Source organism: Tepidiphilus sp. HLB4 (assembly GCF_054823945.1).
Genome location: NZ_JSYB01000020.1, coordinates 1 through 17,984, shown reverse-complemented (window position 1 = coordinate 17,984; position 17,984 = coordinate 1). Strand labels below are relative to the sequence as shown.

Here is a 17,984-nt window from a genome sequence, read left to right as displayed (position 1 = left end):
GGCAGAAAGCCCCTTGCGGGACTTTCTCACTGTAGCACGTCCGGCACGAGGCCGCAGCACAAGATCAGGCACCGAAGGGATGACGGCGCAGGATGGTTTCGTCCCGCTCGGGGCCAGTGGAGATCACGTCGATCGGAATCTCGCAGAATTCCTCGATGCGGTGCAGGTAGGCACGGGCCTCGTAGGGAAGGTCCTCCCAACGGCGCGCCCCGAAGGTGCTCTCCCGCCAGCCGGGCAAGGTTTCGTAGACGGGAATGCAGCGGGCGACCTCATCGGCCCCCATCGGCAGCAATTCCCGCCGCTCGCCGTCGAGTTCGTAACCGATGCACAGCTTGAGCTGCTCGAGGCCGTCGAGCACGTCGAGCTTGGTGATGCACAAGCCCGAGACGCCGTTGATGATGATGGAGCGCTTGAGCGCGGCCAGATCGAGCCAGCCGCAGCGCCGCTTTCGTCCGGTGACGGTGCCGAACTCACGGCCCTTGATCGACATCTGCCAGCCCGGTGTGCCCTCGGTGTCGATGTTCAGTTCCGTAGGGAAAGGACCGCCACCCACCCGGGTGCAATACGCCTTGGTGATGCCGAGCACGTAGTGCAGCCGCCCTGGCCCCAGGCCGGCACCGGCGGCGGCCTGACCGGCGACGCAGTTGCTGGAGGTGACGAAGGGGTAAGTGCCGTGGTCGATGTCGAGCAGCGTTCCCTGCGCCCCTTCGAAGAGAAGGTTGCCGCCCGCCTTGTTGATCTCGTAGAGCCGCTCCGAGACGTCGGTCACCAGCGGCAAGACTTCCTTCGCATCGGCGAGCGCCTGTTCGTAGATGGGCTCGAACTCGAGCGGCTCGGCGTGGAAAGCCTGGGTGAGCACGAAGTTGTACCAGGCGAGATTGCTCTCGAGCTTGGCGCGGAATTGGTCGGGGCGAAAGAGATCATAGAGGCGGATCGCGCGGCGAGCCACCTTGTCCTCGTAGGCCGGACCGATGCCCTTGCCCGTGGTACCGATCTTGTCGCCGGCGCTGCGCGCCGCCTCGCGCGCCCGGTCGAGCGCGACGTGATAAGGCAGGATCAGGGGACAGCCGGGGCTAACGCGCAGGCGCGAGCGCACTTCGATGCCCCCTGTCTCCAGCACCCGGATCTCGGACAGCAGATGATGCACGTCGAGCACCACCCCATTGCCGATGAAACAGGCCACCCCCTCGCGCACGATGCCGGAAGGCACGAGGTTGAGTTTGTACTCGCGCTCGCCCACCACCAAGGTATGCCCGGCGTTGTGTCCGCCCTGAAAGCGCACCACGCCCTGAGCGTTGTCGGTGAGCCAGTCGACGATCTTGCCCTTGCCTTCGTCGCCCCACTGTGTCCCGACGACGACCACGTTCTTAGCCATCAGCCCTTCCTTTTGCGATCACAACGGTTCTACCACCCAATGTCCGGCGCGGCACACGAGGCGCCGGTCACAACCCGCTTCACGCCACTCCTCGAGCGGATGTCCCGGCAGCTCACGGACCACCGCCTGCCCTGCCTCACGCAGCTGCGCCACCACCGCCTCCAGCGCCTCGTCACCGCAGGACGGCGCGAGGATGGCGCCCGGCAAAGGGGCAAGCGGCAGGCGGGCGATGAGTTCGCGCAAATCGATCGAAAAACCCGTGGCCGGCCGCGCCCGGCCAAACGCCGCCCCCAGCCCGTCGTAGCGTCCGCCCAGAGCGAGTGCCGAGGGATGATCGGCGCCGTAGGCGGCGAACATCACGCCGGTGTGGTAGTGATAGCCGCGCAGGTCAGCCAGATCGAACCCGAGCGGCAGATCGGCGAGCGCCGCGGCGAGCGCTTCGAGCTCGTCGAGGGCCCGCACCACTGCCGGCAGCGGCGCAAGCCGCGCCCGCGCCGCGGCGAGCACTTCGACACCGCCGTAGAGCCCGGGCAGGGCGCGCAGGGAAGCGGCACGCTCGGCGTCGAGCTCGTCACCGCTTTGGGCGAGCATCTCTTCGAGCCCGGCGGAATCTTTCGCCTGCAGCAGTTCGAAGAGGGTCTCGGCGCGCTCGGCATCCAGCCCCTCGGTGAGGGCGCGAAACAGCCCCATGTGGCCAACGTCGATGCGCACCGCCGGCAGGCGCGCCCGTTCGAGCGCCGTGGCCAACAAACGGATGATCTCGATGTCGGCCTCCACCCCGGCATGGCCATAGAGCTCGGCGCCGAGCTGCAATGGCTCGCGCGTCGCGGTGAGCGAAGCCGGCAGCGTGTGCAGCACCGGGCCGCAATAGCACAAGCGGGTGACACCGCGCCGGTTGAGCAAATGCGCGTCGATACGCGCCGCCTGCGGCGTGATGTCGGCACGCACGCCCAGGGTTCGTCCGCTCAGCTGGTCGGTGAGCTCGAAAGTCCGCAGCCGCAGATCTTCCCCGCCGCCGACGATGAGGGAAGAGAGGAATTCGATGAGCGGCGGGGCGACGAGCTGGTAGCCATGCAGGCGGAAGAGATCGAGCAGCTCGCGGCGCAGGCGTTCGAGGTGCTCGGCCGCCGGCGGCAGTTCGTCACGCAGATAGTCGGGCAGGACCCAACGCATGAATGGCCTCACAGAATGTCGTTCACGATGAGTAGCCCCAGCACGACGGCCGCGCCGCCGAACCAGCGCAGCCGCTGCGGCGGCAGTTCGGACAGCCGCCGCAGGGTCTGCTGCCAGGACTCGGGCGCGAGGAAAGGCATCAGCCCCTCGAAGACGAGCATCAAGCCGAGCGCTTTCCACAAGACTTCGGGCATGTGGCCTCGCCGTGCGATGCTCAGCGACCGCCAGCCGGCTGGGGCGCCTTGAAGTACTTGAAGAAGGACGAGCTCGGATCGAGGACGAGCACGTCGTCGCGCCGGGCGAAGCTCTCGCGGTAGGCTTCCAGGCTACGGTAGTAGCTGAAGAAATCGGGATCGCGCCCATAGGCTTCGTTGAAGATGCGCGTTGCTTCCGCATCCCCTTCGCCCTTGATGCGCTGCGACTCGCGGTAGGCTTCGGCGATGATCAGCTCGCTTTGCCGGTCGGCGTCGGCGCGAATGCGCTCGGCGATTGCCGCCCCTTCGGAACGAAGGTTGTTGGCCACGCGCTTGCGCTCGGCCTCCATGCGGCGGTAGACCGACTCGGACACCTCCGCCGGCAGATCGACGCGCTTCAGGCGCAGATCGACGATCTCGACGCCGAACGTGCGCGCGTCGCGGTCGGTCTTGGTGCGCACGATCTCCATGACCTTGTCGCGCTCACCGGAGACGACGTCGTGCACCGTGCGCTGGCCGAATTCCTCGCGCAGCGTGGCGTTGACCGTCTGCAGCAGCCGCGTGCGGGCGCGCGTCTCGTCCCCGCCCATGGTGATGTAATACTGCTGCGGGTCGACGATGCGCCATTTGATGAAGTGATCCACCAGCACGTTCTTCTTCTCGGAGGTGATGAAGCGCTCCGGTTCGGGCGTGTCGATGGTCAGGAGCCGCCGGTCGAACTGGCGCACGTTCTGCACCAGCGGCAGCTTCACGTGCAGGCCCGGCTCGGTGACGACGGCCTTCACTTCGCCGAACTGCAGCACCATGGCGTAGCGGCGCTGATCGACGGTGAAGAGCGACATCGAGGCGACGGCGGCGAGGAGCAACACGGCTCCGACTATCGTAGCGATCCTTGCCTGCATCATCGGCTCCCCCGCTCACGGTCGCGCAGCTCGTCGCGCGGAACATCCCGCTGCTCCTTGCGCCCGCCCGATTCGGCCGCGGCCTCGGCACTGCCGTCGCCGCTGCTGGGACCCTGGCGGGTAACCGTCGGCGCCACCGCCGGGCCGGAGCGGGACAGCAAGCGATCCAGCGGCAACAGCATGAGGTTGTTGTGCGCCGGCGCGTCGACCAGCACCTTGCTCGTATTGGTGAAGATCTGCTGCATCGTTTCGAGATAGAGACGTTCGCGCGTGATCGCCGGGGCTTGGCGGTATTGCTGCTGGATCTGGGTGAAGCGCGAGGCATCGCCCGTAGCCTGGGCCACGACCTTGCCTTTGTAGGCGTTGGCCTCTTCCAGCAGGCGCGCGGCGGTACCGCGGGCCCGCGGGATCACCGCGTTGGCGTAGGCCTCGCCCTCGTTGCGCAGCCGCTCGCGGTCCTGCCCGGCCTTGACCGCATCGTCGAACGCGGCCTGCACCTGCTCGGGCGGCTGGGCGTTTTGCAGGGTCACGCGCACCACCTGCACCCCTGTGCGGTAGCGATCGAGCATGGCCTGCATCAGCTCCTGTGTGCGCACGGCGATGTCCTCGCGCCCTTCGTAGAGGACGTAGTCCATCTTGGATTTGCCGACAATCTCGCGCATGGCGCTTTCGGCGGCCTGCTTGACGCTCTCGTCGGGCGCGCGGTCGCGGAAGAGATAGTCTTCGGGAGATTTGAGCACGTATTGCACCGCGAACTGGATGGAGACGATGTTCTCGTCGTCGGTGAGCATGAGCGATTCGCGCAGCACCTTGTTGCGGTCCGTGCCGCGGTAGCCGACCTCCACCGTGCGCACGCCGGTGAGATCGACGATCTCGTGGCGCTCGATGGGATAGGGCAGACGCCAGCGCAAGCCAGGTTCGGTCGTCTCGACGTAGCGGCCGAAGCGCAGCACCACCGCCCGCTCGTTGGCATCGACCTTGTAGAAGCCGGAGAGCAGCCACAGCGCGAGTACGATGGCGACGAGCAGGACGATTCCGCCCCCCACTTGCTTGCCGCCCCACGGTTGACGTCCGTCAGAGCCGGCAGGGCGTCCGCCACGGCCACCGCCAAAGAGCACCGAGAGCCGCTCGTTGAACTGACGCCACACTTCCTCGAGATCGGGCGGTCCTTCGCCTTGGGGCGAACGCCCGGCCCGCGGTTCGCGTCGTCGCGCCTCCTCGCCGGATTCGTCGTCGCGATCGCCCCAGCGGGGATCATTCAGTGACATGGAGTTCCTCGTCTCGTGATTCGGCAGCAAAGGTCGACGGCAGCAGAGCGCGCAGGCGGGAAGCGAGCGCCGAACGCAAGGCGTCGAGCCCCTCGCCGGTGCGCGCGCTGACGCACACCCGGCGAATGCTACCACACTCGTCGCTCAGCTCGGCCGGAACCTCGGTAAGCAGGTCGATCTTGTTGAGCACCTCGAGCCGCGGCACGTCTTGGGCCCCGATCTCGGCGAGCACCGCCTCCACCGTGGCGCGCTGCGCCTCACGGTCCTCGCTCGCGCCATCGACCACGTGCAGCAGCAGGTCGGCCTCGGCCACCTCTTCGAGAGTGGCATGGAAGGCCGCTACCAGGTCGTGCGGCAGATCACGGATGAAACCGACGGTGTCCGAGAGCACGACGTCGCCCACTTCCGGCAGCCAGATGCGGCGCGATGTGGTGTCGAGCGTGGCGAAGAGCTGGTCGGCGGCGTAAGCGCCAGCCTTGGTGAGTGCGTTGAAGAGCGTCGATTTGCCCGCGTTGGTGTAACCCACCAGCGAGACCTGCGGTACGCCGCGACGGTTGCGCGCGCGCCGGCGCGTGGTGCGCTGGCGCTCGAGCCGCTCGAGCCGGCTCTTCAGCTGCTTGACGCGGATGCCCAAGAGCCGCCGGTCGGTTTCGAGCTGGGTCTCACCCGGGCCGCGCAGACCGATGCCGCCGCGCTGGCGCTCGAGGTGGGTCCAGCCGCGCACGAGCCGGGTGGAGAGGTATTCGAGCTGGGCGAGCTCCACCTGGAGTTTTCCTTCATGGCTGCGGGCACGCTGCGCGAAGATGTCGAGGATGAGGGCATTGCGATCGATCACCCGACACTGCAGCTCGCGTTCGAGGTTGCGCTGCTGCGCCGGCGAGAGCGTATGATCGAAGACAACCAAGTCGCCCTGCCCCTGCACGAGGGCGCTGCGTACCTCTTCGAGTTTGCCGCGGCCGACGAAGAAGGCCGGATCAGGCCGGGGACGACGACCGCGCACCACGCCGACCACGTCGGCCCCGGCGCTTTCTACCAGGAGCTGCAATTCGGAGAGGCGCTCGGCGAGCGCCCCTTGACCGAGATCGAGTTGGACGAGCACGGCTTGCTCGCCGCGTTGCGGACGTTCGAACAATGGGGGATTCCTTCAGAAAAGCAACGTCGGTGAGACGTCCGAAACGTACCGGCGTTCCCCAAGATCCGTCATTGTTCCGGCTGCTCGTCCTCGTGGACTTCGCGCAGCGTCACCGGACGCGAAGGCACGACGGTGGAAATGGCGTGCTTATACACCATCTGCGTGACGGTGTTCTTGAGCAGGACGACGTACTGGTCGAAAGACTCGATGTGCCCCTGCAGCTTGATGCCGTTGACGAGGTAGATCGCCACCGGAACGTGCTCGCGGCGCAGCAGGTTGAGGAAGGGGTCTTGCAGTTGCAAGGCTTTGTTGCTCATGTCGTGGCCTTTCGTGTTGTGGATTTGATCGAAGGAAAAAAGTGGTGCGGAACCGCGGACAACGATAGCACAGTCGCGCCGGCTTTGCGCAGCAGCCGTTCAATCGCTGCGTTTCACGTAGGGGTTTTCCGAAGTGCGCCATTCGAGCTTGAGCGGCGTGCCGCGCAAACGAAAGGCTTCGAGGAATCCATGCTCGAGATAGCGGCGGTAGGATTTGGACAGATGCTCGAGCGCGTTGCCGTGAATGACGATCACTGGCGGGTTGCTCCCCCCCTGGTGCGCATAGCGCGGCTTGGGGCGAAACAGCCCGTGGCGCGGCGGCGCCTGGCGTTTGACCAGTTCCTGCAGCACGCGCGTGAGCTGCGGCGTGGGCAACTTGGCAAAGGCAGCCGCATAGGCTTCGTCTACGGCCTTGAGCAGCGGCGCCAGCCCCTGTCCTTTCGCGGCCGAGAGAAACACGGTGCGCGCGAACGAGAGAAACCCCAGCTTGCTGCCAAGCTGCGTCTTCACCAGGCTGCGGCGGTAGTCGTCGACGGCATCCCATTTGTTCACCGCGACCACCAGGGCACGCCCGGCCTCCAGGATGAACCCGCCCAGGTGTGCGTCCTGATCGGCGATCTCCTGGGTCGCGTCAAGCACGAGCACGGCGACGTTGGCCCGCTCCACCGCCTGCATGGTCTTGATCACCGAGAATTTCTCCACCACCTCGGTGACGCGCCCCTTGCGGCGCACGCCGGCCGTGTCGACGAGCACGTAGCGGCGCGTGCCTTGCGCGAACGGCACTTCGATCGCGTCGCGCGTGGTGCCGGGCTGGTCATAGGCGATGAGGCGCTCTTCGCCGAGAAGCGCGTTGATGAGGGTCGACTTGCCCACGTTGGGGCGGCCGACCACCGCCACGCGCGGCACATCCTCGTCCTGCGGCGGTGCGGCTTCTTCGTCCTCGGGGAAATCGGCCAGGACTTCGGCGATCATCTGGCGCACGCCCTCGCCGTGCGCCGCCGAGATGGCCATGGGCTCGCCCAGCCCCAGGGCGTGGAATTCGGCCGTGGCCATCACCTGGCGCATCCCCTCGGTTTTATTGACCACCAGCCGCACGGGGCGACCGAGCCGTCTCAGGTAGTCGGCGATATCCCGATCGTGCGCGGTGAGGCCGGCGCGCCCATCGACGAGGAAGAGGACGACGTCGGCCTCGCGGATCGCCTGCTCGGCCTGGCGCGCCATCTCGCGCGTGATTCCTTCCTTGCTCGTCGGATCGAACCCGGCGGTGTCGACCACCAGATAGGGCCGCGGACCGAGCCGGCCCTGGCCGTAGCGTCGGTCGCGCGTCAGCCCCGGCACGTCGGCCACCAGCGCGTCGCGGCTCTGCGTGAGCCGGTTGAACAGGGTGGACTTGCCGACGTTGGGCCGCCCGACGAGCACCACGGTGGGCAGTGCCGCCATCAATGCACCTCCACGATGACCACCGTCCCGTCGGTATTCTGCACCACCGCCCGGTTGGGGCCGATGGATTTCGGCTCGACGAGGATGGGTCCGGAGCCGACGCGCACCCGGCCGCGGATGCGGCCGTCGTTGCGATCGAGCGCATGGACATAGCCTTCGCGATCGCCCACGAGCACCCAGTCTCCGAGAATGAGGGGGCGCGTCAAGAGGCGCCAGGAGAATCCGCCCGTGCGCCACTGTTCCTTGCCGGAGTAGGCATCGAGCGCGACCACGTCGTCGTTGTCGGCAGTGACCACGACGTAGCGGTAGTCACGGTCGATCCCGGTGCGGCTGGAAAGATCCTTGGCCCAGAGGGTCTCGGCGGTGCGTCCGTCGAAACAGGCCACGCGCCCCTGATAGGCAGCGGCGCACACTTCCTGGCGCGCCACCAGCGGCGGGCCGACCACGTCGGTGAGCCGCTCGATCTCGGTCGCGCCCTTGGGCGAGGCCACCGTCAGCTCGAAGAGCGGCGCGCCGCTGCGCGGATCGAGCACGGCGATGATCCCTCCGGGATAACCCGCGACGATGGCATTGCCCGCGCTCACGAGCGGCGCCGACTGACGCAGGGACAAGGGCGGCAGGTTGCGCTGATAGACCCAGCGCTCCTTGCCGTCGCGCGCATCGAGGGCGATGAGGCGATGATCGGCCGTACGCACCACGACGAGGCCGCCAGCCACCAAAGGCGGCGTGATCACATCGGCCTTGAGCGGATGGCGCCAACGCACCGCGCCATCGCCGACGGCAAGCGCCACGGCATCTCCTTTGCGTGTGACGACCACGGCGAGGCGCTCGTCCGCGCCCACGCCGGCGATGATGCCCTCTTCGAGCTTCGCCTCCCAGCGCACGCCGCCATTCCAGCGCAGCACGCGCCCGTCCCCGCCAGCGACGATGGCCTCGTCGTCGAGCACGACGGGAGTGAGGAAGAGTCCCTCGCTGGATCCGACCTTGGTCTGCGCGGCGATCGTCACCTCCACGGGACTGACGAGCGGCGGCAAAGGCGCGATCTGCGGCCCTTTGCGCGAAAACGGATTGAGCGAAGAGCAGCCGGCGACGAGCGCAGAGGCGGCCAAAAGTGCCAGCAGGCGCGCAGCGGCACGGAGGGAACGATCTTTCATGCTCAGCTCCCCAACCCGTCGCGCTTGAGTTCGACGAGTTCGCGCCAGGCGGGATCCGCCCCCTGGTCGAGGGCACGCTGATAGGCCGCGCGCGCCTCTTCGATCCGTCCGAGCGCCGCGAGCGCATCTCCCCGGGCTTCTTCATAGCGTGCGGCCAGCTCCGACACCGGCGCAGCGGCGAGTCGCTCGAACGCCTCCTGAGCCGAACCCGAATCGAGCAACACCGCCGCCTCGCGCAGCCGCGCCAGATCGCGCAGGTAGGGTTCAGAACCCTCGTCTGCCACGCGCCTCAGCTCTTCCCTGGCCGCGGCACGATCCCCCTTCTGCCACAACTCATGGCCGAGTTTCAAGCCGGAGAGATCGGCAAGCGTGGGATTGGCGCGCGATTGACGCAGACGCTCTCCCGCGGCCCGCGCCTGCGGCAGTTCGCCGCGCGCGAGCGCCGCTTCCAGTTCCGCCTCGATGCGCGCCGCCTCCTGCGCCTGGTGCTGGCGCCACCAGCGCCATCCGTTCCAGCCCAGAGAGACGATCGCCGCCACGAGAATGGCGATCGTCACCCAGCGGCCATACATCTGCCACCAGGTCTTGAGTTCGTCGATCTGTTCCTGTTCCTGCAAGTCAAGCGCCATCGCCTTCCTCCTGGCCGTAGAGCCATTGCATCACCGCGTCTTCGCAGGCTTCGATCGCCACCCGCTGCTGCGGTGCCTCCTGGCGCAGGGGCTTGAGCCCCACCGTGCCGCTGTCGACCTCGTCCTCTCCCAGGATCAAGGCCAGCGCCGCGCCGCTCGCGTCCGCTTTTTTCATCTGGCTCTTGAAGCTGCCGCCGCCGCAGTGCAGCACCACGTCGAGCCCCAGATCGCGCAGACGCTCGGCGAGCTGGAATGCCACGGCCTCGGCTCGCTCGCCCTGATGCACGACATAGACGTCGGGCACTTTGGGCGTCACATTGCCGCCGCTCATCTGCCACAGCAACAGCAAGCGCTCCACGCCGATGGCAAACCCGGCCGCGGGCGCCGGCCTGCCGCCGAGCTGCTCGATGAGACCGTCGTAGCGGCCACCCGCGCAGATGGTCGCCTGCGCCCCGAGCCGCGGGGTCACCCATTCGAAGACGGTGCGGTTGTAGTAATCCAGCCCCCGCACCAGCCGCGGGTTGATACGATATGGCACGCCTGCCGCTTCGATGAGGGAGAGTACCCGCTCGAAGTGCGCCCTCGACTCCTCACCGAGGAAATCCAACAGACGCGGCGCCCCCTCGATGAGTTCCTGCATCGCCGGATTCTTCGAATCCAGGATACGCAGCGGATTGCGCTCGAGGCGCCGTTTACCGTCCTCGTCGAGTTCGTCGTAGCGGGCGCGGAAGTACTCGACCAAGGCCCGGTGGTGCGCGGCGCGCTCCTCGCTGGAACCCAGTGAGTTGATCTCGAGCCGCACGTCCTGCAATCCCAGCTCGTCCCACAGGCGCGCGCCCATGAGGATGAGCTCGGCGTCGATGTCGGGACCGGCAAAGCCGAGCGCCTCGATGCCGACCTGGTGGAACTGCCGGTAACGCCCTTTCTGCGGCCGCTCGTGGCGGAACATCGGGCCCAGGTAATAGAGCCGCTGCGGCCCTTGGAAGAGGAGGTTGTGCTCGATCACCGCCCGAACACAGCCTGCCGTCCCCTCGGGACGCAAGGTCAGGTGTTCACCGTTCAGCACGTCCTCGAAGGAATACATCTCCTTCTCGACGATGTCGGTCACCTCGCCGATGGCACGCTTGAAGAGCGCCGTCGGCTCGACGATGGGCGTACGAATGGGGCGATAGCCATAGGCGCGCGCCCAGGTACGCACCCGTTCCTCGAATTCTTCCCACCAATCGGATTCGGGCGGCAGGATGTCGTTCATCCCGCGCACCGCCTGCAGTTTCGTTGCGCTCATGCTTCCTCGTCGTGTTGCGTAAGCTTCGGCGGAAAACGCCGCGCCACGTAGGCTTCGATCATGGCGTGGAACTGCGCGACAAGGTTCGGACCGCGCAGGGTGGCCACCTTCTGCCCGTCGACGAACACGGGCGCGGCCGGTGCCTCGCCCGTGCCCGGCAGCGAGATGCCGATGTGGGCATGCTTGGATTCACCCGGGCCATTGACGACGCAGCCCATCACGGCCAGCGTCAGCTGCTCCACCCCGTCATAGCGCTCGCGCCACTCGGGCATGCGCGCGCGCACGTAGTTCTGGGTCGATTCGGCCAACTCCTGAAAAAAAGAGGAAGTCGTACGCCCACATCCCGGGCAGGCCGTCACCATCGGCGTGAACGCCCGCAGCCCCATGGTCTGCAGGATCTGCTGCGCCACCACCACTTCTTCGGTGCGATCACCCCCCGGCGCAGGCGTGAGGGAGACGCGGATGGTGTCGCCGATCCCTTCTTGCAGCAGCACGGCGAGCGCCGCGGTCGAGGCGACGATGCCCTTGCTACCCATGCCCGCCTCGGTAAGGCCCAGGTGCAGCGGATAATCGCAGCGCTGCGCGAGCGCGCGATAGACGGCGATGAGATCCTGCACGCTCGAGACCTTGGCCGAGAGCACGATGCGATCGGCCGGCAGGCCGTAGCGCTCGGCGAGCGCTGCCGATTCGAGGGCGGACGTCACGAGCGCCTCGCGCATCACCGCCCCGGCCGACCAGGGCTGGGCGCGCCGGGCATTCTCGTCCATGAGGCGCGCGAGCACGGCCGGGTCGAGGCTGCCCCAATTCACTCCGATGCGCACGGGTTTGTCGTAACGGCAGGCGAGTTCGACGATCTCGGCGAAACGCCGGTCGCGTTTCTCTCCCTGTCCGACGTTGCCCGGGTTGATGCGCCATTTGTCCAGCGCCTCGGCGCAGGCCGGATACTCGCGCAGCAGCTGGTGGCCGTTGTAATGGAAGTCGCCCACCAGCGGTACGGTGCAACCGGCGCGCAACAGGCGTTCGCGAATCTCGGGCACCGCGCGCGCGGCCGCCTCGTCATTGACCGTGAGCCGCACCAGCTCGGAACCGGCACGCGCGAGTGCCAGCACCTGACGCACCGTGGCCTCGACCTCGCTCGTCGCGGTATTGGTCATGGACTGCACGACGATGGGCGCGTTCGAACCGATCGTCACGTTCCCTACCTGCACCTGGCGCGTCGGTCGGCGTGGCGCAGGTCCACTACGAGGTTCGTCGTCCTCCGGCAGCCGAGTTTCCTGCCCCGTCATGTCCTTCCCCGTTCTCATTGCAGACGCAGCTTGGCCACACCGTTCTTGGCTGCGTGTTTCACGTCCACAGGATGTCCCTGGAACTCGACCTCGACCGCCGGGGCGTTGCCCACCACCACGTTCAAGGGCGGCTCGCCGGGCACCTCCGCTCGCTCCCCAGCCGAGAGTATGCGAGAGAAAAGCACCGTACCTTTGGCGTCCCGCACTTCGATCCATGAGCGTCCCGAAGCGGAAAAGCGCAAGGTCGGCACGGCAGGCTCCGCCTTTTCCTCTTCTGCAGCGGGCATAGGCGCGGCCGACGGGACAACGGGAGCCGGCGCAGGAACTGCGGCCCCGCCCGTTTCTCCGTTACCGCCGACTGAAGTCCCCGGTTCGTTCGTTTCTTCCGATGCCGCCTTTTCGGCTTTTTCAGCCGCGTCGGCTTCGGGCTCACCCGGCGGCAGCAATACCGCCGCCGCGTTTTCCTGATCCACGGGCTCAGGCATGCGAAACCAGTCGAAATACGCCGCCACGACCAAGGAAAGGACGAGGGCGGGGAGCACATAGCGCCAGAGTACCCGCCACGGCCGGAAACGGCGCACCCTGATCTCCCCTCGAGCATTGGAGACGGGCGTGAGCACCACTTCCTTGTCGGGGTCCTGCTCACCGAGCATTTCGAGCAAGGGCTCAGGATCCAGACCAAGCGCGCGGGCATAATTGCGCACGAAGCCGCGCACGAACACCGGGCCCGGCAGCGCCTCGAAACGCCCCTCTTCGAGCGCCTCGACCTGCCGTGGCAGCAATTTCAGCTGCTGCGCCATCTCGGCGATCGTCCGCCCTTGCTGCATCCTCGCGTGCGCCAGCTGCACGCCGACCGCGCGAGGGTCTCCCGGCTGCTGGTTCGTCACGGCTCCCACGCCCCCTGCTGCAACCGTTCGGCCTCGGGGCTGTCGGGAAACTCCGTTCTAAGCCTCTTGGCATACTGCTCGAAAGCCGCGGTATCCCCGCGCTTGCGCTCGACGTTGAGCGCCATCCACAGCACGGCGGGATCGGGATCGATCTCGCGCATCAAGCGCTGCAGATAATCGGAAGCCTTGTCCCATTCACCCCAACGCTGGGCCAATCGGGCAGCCTGATAGAGGACGACGGTGTTGCGGGGTTCGAGCCGGATCGCCTCCTGGATGCTGCGGCGGGCGGTCTCCCGGTTCCCGGTCATGTCCTGACACCAGGCCAGATTGGCATAGGCACGCGCCTTGCCCCCATAATAGGGATTGGTCACGACCTGCTCGATGTAAGGCAGGCCACTTGCCGGATCCGGCCCCGTACACAGGAACCAGCCGTAGGCGTAGTTGAAATCGGGATCGCGCGGCGCTGCCGCCAGAGCGCGCTTCAAGCCGCTCTCGGCCTGGACCCGATCGCCGATCGCCAGATGCGTCACGCCCCAGGCATAGTGCAGCGGTGGATAATCGGGAGCCTCGGCAGCAGCGGCACGCAATTCGTCCAAAGCCACATCGACGCGGCCGATCTCGATGTAGGCGAGCGCCAGATCGATGTGCGCCTTCGCCCGCACCTCTTCCGGCCGATCGGGCTTGCGCTCCAACAGCGGCCGGACATAGCTCGAATCCATGAGGTTGGATTCAGAATGCAAGGTCTGGCTCACACACCCCGACAGGGCGAACGCGAGCAGCAGCAAGCTCGATCGTCTCGGAAGCTTCATGCCACCTCTCCTTGGTCAACGCCTGCCGCCTCACGCGAACGGCGCGTGCGGTCGCGCACCTGGCCGGCGAGCTGACCGCAGGCAGCAGCCACGTCGTCACCGCGCGTCTTGCGCGTCGTCGTCACCAATCCCGACTCCATCAAAATGGAAGCGAAACGACGGATGCGATCTTCCTCGGGCCGCGCGAACGGCGCGCCGGGGAAGGGATTGAATGGGATCAAGTTGAATTTGCAGGGCACGTCGCGCACCAAGGCCACCAGCTCACGCGCGTGCTCCGGTTCGTCGTTGACCCCGGCGAGCAACACATATTCGAACGTGATGAAGTCGCGCGGCGCGCGCTCGAGATAGCGCTGGCAAGCTGCGAGCAGCTCGCGCAGGGGATACTTGCGATTGATCGGCACGAGCCGATCGCGCAGCGCATCGTTGGGCGCATGCAGCGACACCGCCAGCGCCACCGGGCACTGCTCGCGCAGGCGGTCGATGGCCGGCACGATTCCGGAAGTCGATACCGTGACCCGACGCCGCGACAGGCCATAGCCGTGATCGTCGAGCATCACGCGCAGGGCACGCACCACCGCCTCGAAATTGGCCAGCGGTTCGCCCATGCCCATGAGCACGACGTTGGTCACCACCCGACCGTTGTCCGGCCCTTCGGCCGCGTCCCAATCGCCCTCGGCCTTGGCCGCACCCAGCAGCCGGTTGGCGAGCCACAGCTGCCCCAGGATCTCGGCGGTGCTGAGATTGCGGTTGAATCCCTGCTTACCCGTGGAGCAGAAGGCACACTCGAGCGCGCAGCCGGCCTGAGTAGAAACACACAGCGTGCCGCGCGAGCGTTCGGGAATGAACACCGTCTCCACGGCGTTGCCCCCACCCACGTCGAGCAGCCACTTGCGCGTACCGTCGCGCGAGACGCTGTCGCGCAGCACGCGCGGCGCAGCGATGATCGCCTGTTCCTCGAGCTTGGCGCGCAGGCTCTTCGCCACGTCGCTCATCGCTGCAAAGTCCTCGCAGCCCTCACGATGGATCCAGCGAAAGATCTGACGTGCACGGAAAGGACGCTCACCGAGGGACTGAACCCAGTCGGTGAGTTGCGGCAGGTCGAAATCGAGCAGGTTCGTCAGAGTTGTCATCGTACGGCCGCCAGGGGCATCTCCTGACGGCATGGACCCTTCAACGCGAATAAATGTTCATTTCCGGGAAGAAAAAGGCGATCTCCGCCTTGGCGGTTTCGGGCGCATCAGAACCGTGCACCGCGTTGGCGTCGATCGAGTCGGCGAAATCGGCGCGGATGGTGCCCGGAGCAGCCTTTTTCGGATCGGTCGCGCCCATCAGCTCGCGATTCTTGGCGATGGCGTTCTCGCCTTCTAGCACCTGCACCATCACCGGACCGGAGGTCATGAAGGCCACCAGATCCTTGTAGAAGGGGCGGTCCTTATGCACCGCATAGAAAGCGCCGGCCTCTTTTTCCGACATCCATACCATCTTCGCGGCGACGATCTTGAGACCGGCATCTTCGAAGCGCTGGTAGATCTTGCCGATCACGTTCTTGGCGACGGCATCGGGTTTGATGATGGACAGCGTACGCTCTACGGCCATGGATCACTCCTCGAGAAATAAAAAAAAGAGATTTTATCAAACCGACGGCGGGCGGACGTCATCGCGACGCCACGCCCGCCGTGCGCGGAGATCGTTTCAGTTGGAGGACGAAGCCGTCGTCACCTTGGCCGTTTTCTGCGGCGCCGGCTTGGACGGTTTCGCGGCAGTTTTTTTCTTCGTCTTGGCTGCAGCCACTTTCACCGGCGCATCGAGCACGGAAGGATCGACCCCTTGGGCATAGACGCAATCGGCCGCCATCGGGCGCTCGGTCTTAGTGTTGAGCAGCACGCTCTTCCACGGCAGGTCGACCCACAGCAGGCCGTTTTGCCGATCCTCGTAGCGCGGCAAGCCCGAGAAAGAGACGTCGCGCGCCAAGGTGTAGCGCTTGCCCTCCCAGCGCACCACAACCTTATCGCTATCCTGGCGCACCCGTTCCACGCCCAGCTGCTTGGTTCCTTCTTCGCACCGATAGACGCCGCTGGGCAAATCGAGATCAAGCTGAGGCAACGCCTCCTCCTCGGCCCACGCTGCCGCACACGACATTCCCATCGCCGCCGACAGCACCAAAGTCCTCATTCCTTTGCGCATCTTTGCACCCTCACCACAAGGCCATCGGAAAAATCCCTGAAAAAACATTATACACCTGCCCAGGAACCTGCAAGAGCGGCTAGACTCCCATTTTTTCTCGGACCGCCATGCAGTTCGGCATCTTCTGCTCCGTCATCGACAACTACGGCGACGCCGGCGTCGCCTGGCGCCTCGCCCGCCAGCTGCGCGACGACTTCGGCAAGGACGTCATCCTCTGGATCGACGACCCCGGCACCCTCGCCGCCTTCGCCCCCGAAGTCCGCGCCGACGCAGAGATCCAGCGGCTCGGCCGGCTCATCCTGCGCCGCTGGCATCGTCCACAACCGGATGCGCACGATCGCGAAGCCCTGGCGCACATCGACGTCGCCATCGAAGCCTTTGGCTGCGGCCTGGGCGAACCCTGGCTCGAGGCGCTTGCCAGCCGCCACCCCACCCCCTGCTGGATCCACCTCGAGCACCTCACACCGGAATCCTGGGCCGAAGAAGTCCATGGCCTCTCCTCCCCCCACCCCCGCTTGCCGCTCACCGCCAGGTTCTTCGTCCCCGGATTCACCCGCCGCACCGGCGGCCTACTGCGCGAACGCACGCTCCTCGAGCAGCGCGACCGCTTTCAAGGTGATCCGGAGCAGATCGCCCGCTTCCTGGCGCGCATCGGACAGGTCGAAACGGTCGAAACGCAGCGGATCACCCTGTTTTGCTATGCCGACGCCGAGCTGGACGCATTCCGCGCCTGGCTCGCCAGCGCCCCCCGAGCGACGAGTGTCTTCGTCCCTCCGGGGCAGCCGCGTCAAGCGCTCGCTCGCTCCGGCCTCGAACTCGGTACCCGAGCCCTCGCCCTTCCGGGAACGCCACACGTGCGCTTCGTCCCTTTGCCCATGCTGGCGCAGGACGATTTCGACCGATTGCTATGGAGCTGTGATTTCAATTGGGTACGAGGCGAAGACTCTTTCGTCCGCGCCCAGTGGAGTGGACGCCCCTTTCTCTGGCACCCCTATCGCCAGGAAAGAAATGCCCATCTGCTCAAGCTCGACGCGTTTCTCGACCACTACCTCGCCGATGCGCCGGCGGCACTCGGCGATTCGATAAGCCGCCTGTTCCAGCGCAGCAACCGCGGCGAGGAAACCGCTCAAGACTGGGATGGTCTATGGCAACAACGCGATCTCTGGCAAGCGCATTGCCGCCGCTGGTGCCACCACCTTGCTCGCCAGGAAGACCTCTGCACCCGGCTGCTCGACTTCATTGCCAGAAACGCGATAAAATGATCGTTTATTTTCAACGGAACTGCGGGAAACCACACCCATGATGAAGCAAGCCCAGGAACTGCGCGCCGGCAACGTCGTCCTCATCAAGGACGAGCCTTTCATCGTCCAGAAGGCCGAGTACAACAAATCCGGCCGCAACGCCGCCGTCGTAAAGATGAAACTGAAGAACCTCTTCACGGGCAACGTCACCGAAGCAGTCTACAAGGCCGACGAGAAATTCGACACCGTGATCCTCGAGCGCAAGGAATGCACGTACAGCTACTTTGCCGATCCGATGTACGTGTTCATGGACGAGGAATTCAACCAGTACGAGGTGGAAAAGGACAACATGGAAAACGTCCTTCCCTACCTCGAAGACGGCATGAGCTGCGAAGTCGTGCTCTATCAGGGCAAGGCGATCGCGGTCGAACTTCCCTCCTCCGTGGTCCGGGAAGTCGAATATACCGAGCCGGCCGTGCGTGGTGACACCTCCGGCAAGGTAATGAAACCGGCCCGCATCAAGCCGACTGGCCACGAGCTCATGGTCCCGGCATTCGTCGAGATCGGCGACAAGATCGAAATCGATACGGCCACCGGTGAATACAAGCGCCGAGTGTGACGTTTCGGCAAGCCCATGCATGAAGCCCGCCTGAAGCGGGCTTCTTTTTTGGCGTAAACAGCGCACTCGTAGACGCAAAAACCCCCGCC

Annotated in this window: 19 protein-coding genes; 2 read left to right on the top strand and 17 right to left on the bottom strand. The window is 66.0% G+C overall.

Annotated features, from left to right (window positions below; genetic code table 11):
• Window positions 1-64: 64 nt before the first annotated feature.
• From OA56_RS05500 to OA56_RS05420, 17 genes are all read right to left on the bottom strand, one after another.
• A complete protein-coding gene (locus OA56_RS05500; RefSeq protein ID WP_461583921.1) occupies window positions 65-1,375 on the bottom strand; it encodes an adenylosuccinate synthase in 1,311 nt (436 codons plus the stop codon).
• A gap of 18 nt (window positions 1,376-1,393) precedes the next feature.
• Window positions 1,394-2,548: an ATP phosphoribosyltransferase regulatory subunit gene (locus OA56_RS05495; protein ID WP_055424314.1), complete on the bottom strand. Its 1,155-nt coding sequence runs from the start codon at window positions 2,546-2,548 to the stop codon at window positions 1,394-1,396.
• Window positions 2,549-2,556: 8 nt separating this feature from the next.
• On the bottom strand, window positions 2,557-2,742 hold the full coding sequence (locus OA56_RS05490; protein ID WP_055424315.1) for a DUF2065 domain-containing protein: 186 nt from the start codon (window positions 2,740-2,742) through the stop codon (window positions 2,557-2,559).
• Window positions 2,743-2,762: 20 nt separating this feature from the next.
• The gene (hflC, locus tag OA56_RS05485) at window positions 2,763-3,644 is read right to left on the bottom strand and encodes a protease modulator HflC (RefSeq protein ID WP_055424316.1); all 882 of its coding nucleotides are present in this window, start codon (window positions 3,642-3,644) and stop codon (window positions 2,763-2,765) included.
• Complete coding sequence (hflK, locus tag OA56_RS05480; protein WP_141055176.1) at window positions 3,644-4,912, bottom strand: FtsH protease activity modulator HflK; 1,269 nt, start codon at window positions 4,910-4,912, stop codon at window positions 3,644-3,646. Before hflK ends, hflC begins: the two co-directional genes overlap by 1 nt.
• Window positions 4,899-6,044, bottom strand: a complete 1,146-nt coding sequence (hflX, locus tag OA56_RS05475) for a GTPase HflX (protein WP_141055173.1) — start codon at window positions 6,042-6,044, stop codon at window positions 4,899-4,901. The genes hflK and hflX overlap by 14 nt, the downstream gene beginning before the upstream one ends.
• Window positions 6,045-6,112: 68 nt before the next feature.
• Window positions 6,113-6,361, bottom strand: coding sequence for an RNA chaperone Hfq (gene hfq / locus OA56_RS05470; RefSeq protein ID WP_028874594.1), 249 nt, complete (start codon window positions 6,359-6,361; stop codon window positions 6,113-6,115).
• Window positions 6,362-6,460: 99 nt separating this feature from the next.
• Window positions 6,461-7,801 (bottom strand): ribosome biogenesis GTPase Der, encoded by a 1,341-nt coding sequence (der, locus tag OA56_RS05465; RefSeq protein ID WP_461583916.1) that lies wholly within the window; start codon window positions 7,799-7,801, stop codon window positions 6,461-6,463.
• Window positions 7,801-8,955, bottom strand: coding sequence for an outer membrane protein assembly factor BamB (gene bamB / locus OA56_RS05460; protein WP_461583914.1), 1,155 nt, complete (start codon window positions 8,953-8,955; stop codon window positions 7,801-7,803). The genes der and bamB overlap by 1 nt, the downstream gene beginning before the upstream one ends.
• A 2-nt stretch (window positions 8,956-8,957) precedes the next feature.
• The gene (locus OA56_RS05455) at window positions 8,958-9,584 is read right to left on the bottom strand and encodes a YfgM family protein (RefSeq protein WP_141055163.1); all 627 of its coding nucleotides are present in this window, start codon (window positions 9,582-9,584) and stop codon (window positions 8,958-8,960) included.
• Window positions 9,574-10,869 carry a histidine--tRNA ligase gene (gene hisS, locus OA56_RS05450; RefSeq protein WP_461583912.1) on the bottom strand — a complete coding sequence of 432 codons (1,296 nt, stop codon included), beginning with the start codon at window positions 10,867-10,869 and terminating at the stop codon, window positions 9,574-9,576. Before hisS ends, OA56_RS05455 begins: the two co-directional genes overlap by 11 nt.
• On the bottom strand, window positions 10,866-12,155 hold the full coding sequence (gene ispG / locus OA56_RS05445; RefSeq protein ID WP_461583910.1) for a flavodoxin-dependent (E)-4-hydroxy-3-methylbut-2-enyl-diphosphate synthase: 1,290 nt from the start codon (window positions 12,153-12,155) through the stop codon (window positions 10,866-10,868). Before ispG ends, hisS begins: the two co-directional genes overlap by 4 nt.
• Window positions 12,156-12,169: 14 nt before the next feature.
• Window positions 12,170-13,051 carry a helix-turn-helix domain-containing protein gene (locus tag OA56_RS05440; protein WP_072248001.1) on the bottom strand — a complete coding sequence of 294 codons (882 nt, stop codon included), beginning with the start codon at window positions 13,049-13,051 and terminating at the stop codon, window positions 12,170-12,172.
• Window positions 13,039-13,851 carry a tetratricopeptide repeat protein gene (locus OA56_RS05435; RefSeq protein ID WP_461583907.1) on the bottom strand — a complete coding sequence of 271 codons (813 nt, stop codon included), beginning with the start codon at window positions 13,849-13,851 and terminating at the stop codon, window positions 13,039-13,041. Before OA56_RS05435 ends, OA56_RS05440 begins: the two co-directional genes overlap by 13 nt.
• Complete coding sequence (gene rlmN, locus OA56_RS05430; protein WP_055424326.1) at window positions 13,848-14,981, bottom strand: dual-specificity RNA methyltransferase RlmN; 1,134 nt, start codon at window positions 14,979-14,981, stop codon at window positions 13,848-13,850. The genes OA56_RS05435 and rlmN overlap by 4 nt, the downstream gene beginning before the upstream one ends.
• A 40-nt stretch (window positions 14,982-15,021) precedes the next feature.
• Complete coding sequence (ndk, locus tag OA56_RS05425; RefSeq protein WP_055424327.1) at window positions 15,022-15,447, bottom strand: nucleoside-diphosphate kinase; 426 nt, start codon at window positions 15,445-15,447, stop codon at window positions 15,022-15,024.
• A gap of 96 nt (window positions 15,448-15,543) precedes the next feature.
• Window positions 15,544-15,954: an MliC family protein gene (locus tag OA56_RS05420; RefSeq protein ID WP_170210775.1), complete on the bottom strand. Its 411-nt coding sequence runs from the start codon at window positions 15,952-15,954 to the stop codon at window positions 15,544-15,546.
• Window positions 15,955-16,142: 188 nt separating this feature from the next.
• Here OA56_RS05420 and earP point away from each other — a divergent pair, with 188 nt between their 5' ends.
• Complete coding sequence (gene earP, locus OA56_RS05415) at window positions 16,143-17,297, top strand: elongation factor P maturation arginine rhamnosyltransferase EarP (protein WP_461583904.1); 1,155 nt, start codon at window positions 16,143-16,145, stop codon at window positions 17,295-17,297.
• A gap of 40 nt (window positions 17,298-17,337) precedes the next feature.
• Window positions 17,338-17,895, top strand: a complete 558-nt coding sequence (gene efp / locus OA56_RS05410; RefSeq protein WP_055424330.1) for an elongation factor P — start codon at window positions 17,338-17,340, stop codon at window positions 17,893-17,895.
• Window positions 17,896-17,984 lie beyond the last annotated feature (89 nt).

Coding starts and splice junctions, on each gene's coding strand:
- earP (WP_461583904.1), top strand. CDS start 16,143: ATGCAGTTCGGCATCTTCTGCTCCGTCATCGACAACTACGGCGACGCC.
- OA56_RS05495 (WP_055424314.1), bottom strand. CDS start 2,548: ATGCGTTGGGTCCTGCCCGACTATCTGCGTGACGAACTGCCGCCGGCG.
- OA56_RS05455 (WP_141055163.1), bottom strand. CDS start 9,584: ATGGCGCTTGACTTGCAGGAACAGGAACAGATCGACGAACTCAAGACC.
- hflC (WP_055424316.1), bottom strand. CDS start 3,644: ATGCAGGCAAGGATCGCTACGATAGTCGGAGCCGTGTTGCTCCTCGCC.
- efp (WP_055424330.1), top strand. CDS start 17,338: ATGAAGCAAGCCCAGGAACTGCGCGCCGGCAACGTCGTCCTCATCAAG.
- hflK (WP_141055176.1), bottom strand. CDS start 4,912: ATGTCACTGAATGATCCCCGCTGGGGCGATCGCGACGACGAATCCGGC.
- OA56_RS05490 (WP_055424315.1), bottom strand. CDS start 2,742: ATGCCCGAAGTCTTGTGGAAAGCGCTCGGCTTGATGCTCGTCTTCGAG.
- hfq (WP_028874594.1), bottom strand. CDS start 6,361: ATGAGCAACAAAGCCTTGCAACTGCAAGACCCCTTCCTCAACCTGCTG.
- ndk (WP_055424327.1), bottom strand. CDS start 15,447: ATGGCCGTAGAGCGTACGCTGTCCATCATCAAACCCGATGCCGTCGCC.
- ispG (WP_461583910.1), bottom strand. CDS start 12,155: ATGACGGGGCAGGAAACTCGGCTGCCGGAGGACGACGAACCTCGTAGT.
- OA56_RS05500 (WP_461583921.1), bottom strand. CDS start 1,375: ATGGCTAAGAACGTGGTCGTCGTCGGGACACAGTGGGGCGACGAAGGC.
- OA56_RS05435 (WP_461583907.1), bottom strand. CDS start 13,851: ATGAAGCTTCCGAGACGATCGAGCTTGCTGCTGCTCGCGTTCGCCCTG.
- der (WP_461583916.1), bottom strand. CDS start 7,801: ATGGCGGCACTGCCCACCGTGGTGCTCGTCGGGCGGCCCAACGTCGGC.
- hisS (WP_461583912.1), bottom strand. CDS start 10,869: ATGAGCGCAACGAAACTGCAGGCGGTGCGCGGGATGAACGACATCCTG.
- rlmN (WP_055424326.1), bottom strand. CDS start 14,981: ATGACAACTCTGACGAACCTGCTCGATTTCGACCTGCCGCAACTCACC.
- bamB (WP_461583914.1), bottom strand. CDS start 8,955: ATGAAAGATCGTTCCCTCCGTGCCGCTGCGCGCCTGCTGGCACTTTTG.